This window comes from Aquiflexum sp., from assembly GCF_041751335.1.
Classification (GTDB): Bacteria; Bacteroidota; Bacteroidia; order Cytophagales; family Cyclobacteriaceae; genus Aquiflexum.
In genome coordinates, this window is sequence record NZ_JBGSXS010000016.1 from 1 (window position 1) to 2,820 (window position 2,820).

A 2,820-nucleotide genomic window follows, 5' to 3' on the forward strand; every position below is an offset into this window, starting at 1 on the left:
CCCCCCCCCCCCCCCCCCCCCCCCCCACCTCCCATCAAGACGACTCCGGTGGCCGAGCTTGCCGAGGCCAAAAAAAGGTGATCTTTATGTCATTACCATTTCTGAACATTTAATTAAAGTATTGAAAGCATGCCAAACAAATCACCCAAGGCCTAAATGGATAGAGACATACAATCAGAGAGTGCCCTGAAAGCATGGGGATTTCTTATCATTTTGGCCTTGGTCTGGGGCAGTTCCTTTATCCTGATCAAAAGAGGTTTGGAGGTATATTCACCTGGGGAAGTCGGTGCCCTGAGGATTGTATTTGCAGGCATGGTCTTGTTGCCGCTTTCATTGCCGAGGTTGAAAGGATTGAATAAACGGCAGGTCAAAAACCTTATTATCGTCGGTTTGGTAGGGAGCTTTATCCCGGCATTTTTATTTGCCAAAGCACAAACCCAACTCAGCAGTTCACTTACCGGAGTATTCAACGCCATGACACCGCTTTTTGTGGTGATCATAGGCGCGCTGTTTTTCAATTCAAGGATTACAAGAAGAAATGGCATTGGACTTATTATTGCATTTGTGGGCGTTATAATCCTTATGATGGTCAAAGAAGGGGGGCTTGGAAATTTCAATGAAATCAATGCTTATGCCTTATTGGTTCTTTTGGCATGCGCCTGCTATGGGTTGAATCTGAACATTATCAAATATAGATTTGTGGAGTTGAAGCCGGTGGCCATTACTGCTATTTCCCTGTCGATAGTTTTGCCCATGGCACTGATCTTTCTTTTCACTTCCACACAGTTTTCATTCAAATTGCTGCATGTGGAAGGAGCTGTTCAGGCAGCAGGGTACATTGCGATTTTGGGTATAGTGGGTACCGCCTTGGCCTTGATTCTGTTTAATGTCATGGTCAAGGTAGCAACACCTGTTTTCGCAAGTTCAGTAACTTACTTAATCCCTGTTGTAGCCATTATGTGGGGGTTACTTGATGGGGAAGTATTATTGGCAGGACACTATTTTGGGATCATCGCTGTTATTTTTGGGGTTTGGGTGGGGAACAGGAGGTGAGGCAATCTACACTCTTGTGGGAATTTAGCCCTCTTCGCTATGAGACGGAAGACCGAAGACGGGAGACGGAAAAGGAATCGTATAATCTAAAATTGGGAAGTAAATTCAATTGGATTTTGAAATTTTCTTGGGTTCGATTCATGTATAGAACATCAGGTAGTGTTATTTCAAGTGTTCGGTCTACTGTCTTCCGTCTTCCGTCAATCAATATTGTCTTTACGTTTGAATTATATAACTTATAATTATTCCAGAATAAAAAATCATGAAACTCAACTTTAAAAAATCCGGTAGCGGGGTACCCTTGATCATTTTGCATGGCTTGTTCGGTTCAGCTGACAATTTGTTCAGTATAGCCAAGGAATTGGAAAAGGATTTTACCCTTTACCTGATAGATCAAAGAAACCATGGGGATTCTCCGCATAGTGGGGATTGGAATTATGAGGTCATGGCAGAAGATATCAAGGAATTGATGGATGACGAGAGGATCGGATCTGCTAACCTGATGGGGCACTCTATGGGAGGAAAGACAGCGATGAAATTTGCTTTCAAATACCCTGATAAAGTCAATAAACTGATTGTTGCGGATATGGCGCCAAGATTTTATCCTGTGCACCACCAAGAGATTTTGGAAGGTTTGAATGCCATTCCTATTGATAACCTGAAGTCGCGAAAAGAGGCAGATGACATTTTATCTGAGTATATCAAGACTGTAGGTATCCGTCAGTTTTTGCTGAAAAGCCTGGGAAGAAACGAATCAGGTGGATTTATGTGGAAAATCAACTTGCCCATTATTACAGAGAAAATCGATAATGTAGGGGAGGAAATTGTATCGGACAAAACCTTTGACAAACCAACGCTATTTATGGGAGGTGAAAATTCCGATTACATTACCGACAAAGACAAAGGAGATATTTCAGAGATGTTCCCGAACAGCCATATTATTTTCATCAAAAATGCCGGCCATTGGCTACATGCCGAACAGCCTGCTGCGGTAGTGGAAACAGTCAGGGCTTTTCTACGCTAATCTTTGAGGTCTTTTTTTGACCTCGAAAGTTTTGTCCATGATTCCAAGAATTGAAGGGAGTTCCACAGCCGATGTTTTAATCTTCACAGGCATCCTCTATCCTAATAGATGTGGATTGGTCAATAATTTATTCGGCTTAAGCCCTGAGAGCAAAGGATATTCCGGAATCGCCCAGCTAAAGCAGGATTGCATTTCTCCAGATAGATTTTTTACTTTGATCTTTTGATTTTTGAGGGGTTTTGTCTTGTATCAAAAACATCAGCAATTTTAATCAACTTGTTTTTCTCCTCAACTGAATAGATGATTTTGTAGTTTTTGAATACCAAATACCGATAGATAATTGGTCTATCCTTTAAAAATTCCTCAACTTGACCAATGAATGGTGCCCTTTTCAATTTGTTCGGAAATTTAATAATTTGACGGATAAGCTTGGCAGCTATACTTAGGGTCTGCTGAAAAACTCAAGCAGCCAGACTTTCTAAAACCAGCCCAGATTGTAATTTGAGGTGGTTTTTTGGTATCAATTTCTTCAGGATGGCATCAAAACTGTCCAACAGTGTGTTTCTGAGCTCCTCCCATGCTGAAAAACTCAGCCATAGGGGTGCCTCCCCGGCCAATTTGACCAGGTTGAGCACCAATATGATGGAGGCGATCCACGACTGACTGGTTCCTTTCAGTCTCGCCCGTATCCGGTTCATCCCGTATCCATTCTTTGCCTGACCAAACTTCCCTTCTATCGGGTT

At 42.2% G+C, this 2,820-nt stretch carries 3 protein-coding genes and 1 pseudogene; 3 read left to right on the forward strand and 1 reads right to left on the reverse strand.

Translation table 11 applies throughout. The features are described from left to right. Positions 1–156 precede the first annotated feature (156 nt). The 3 genes from ACEW8U_RS00775 (at position 157) to ACEW8U_RS00785 (ending at position 2,303) form a co-directional block, all read left to right on the forward strand. Complete coding sequence (locus tag ACEW8U_RS00775) at positions 157–1,053, forward strand: DMT family transporter (RefSeq protein ID WP_373520123.1); 897 nt, start codon at positions 157–159, stop codon at positions 1,051–1,053. 262 nt (positions 1,054–1,315) lie between these two features. Further along, on the forward strand, positions 1,316–2,077 hold the full coding sequence (locus ACEW8U_RS00780; protein WP_373520124.1) for an alpha/beta fold hydrolase: 762 nt from the start codon (positions 1,316–1,318) through the stop codon (positions 2,075–2,077). Between the two features lie 37 nt (positions 2,078–2,114). Further along, positions 2,115–2,303 (forward strand): hypothetical protein, encoded by a 189-nt coding sequence (locus ACEW8U_RS00785; RefSeq protein WP_373520125.1) that lies wholly within the window; start codon positions 2,115–2,117, stop codon positions 2,301–2,303. 388 nt (positions 2,304–2,691) lie between these two features. Here the strand turns inward: ACEW8U_RS00785 and ACEW8U_RS00790 are convergent. After that, positions 2,692–2,820, reverse strand: a pseudogene (locus tag ACEW8U_RS00790) (transposase); the annotation flags it as partial.

What these genes read in the sequence shown, in the direction of transcription:
- ACEW8U_RS00780 (WP_373520124.1), top strand. Translation starts at nt 1,316, where the DNA reads ATGAAACTCAACTTTAAAAAATCCGGTAGCGGGGTACCCTTGATCATT.
- ACEW8U_RS00785 (WP_373520125.1), top strand. Translation starts at nt 2,115, where the DNA reads ATGATTCCAAGAATTGAAGGGAGTTCCACAGCCGATGTTTTAATCTTC.
- ACEW8U_RS00775 (WP_373520123.1), top strand. Translation starts at nt 157, where the DNA reads ATGGATAGAGACATACAATCAGAGAGTGCCCTGAAAGCATGGGGATTT.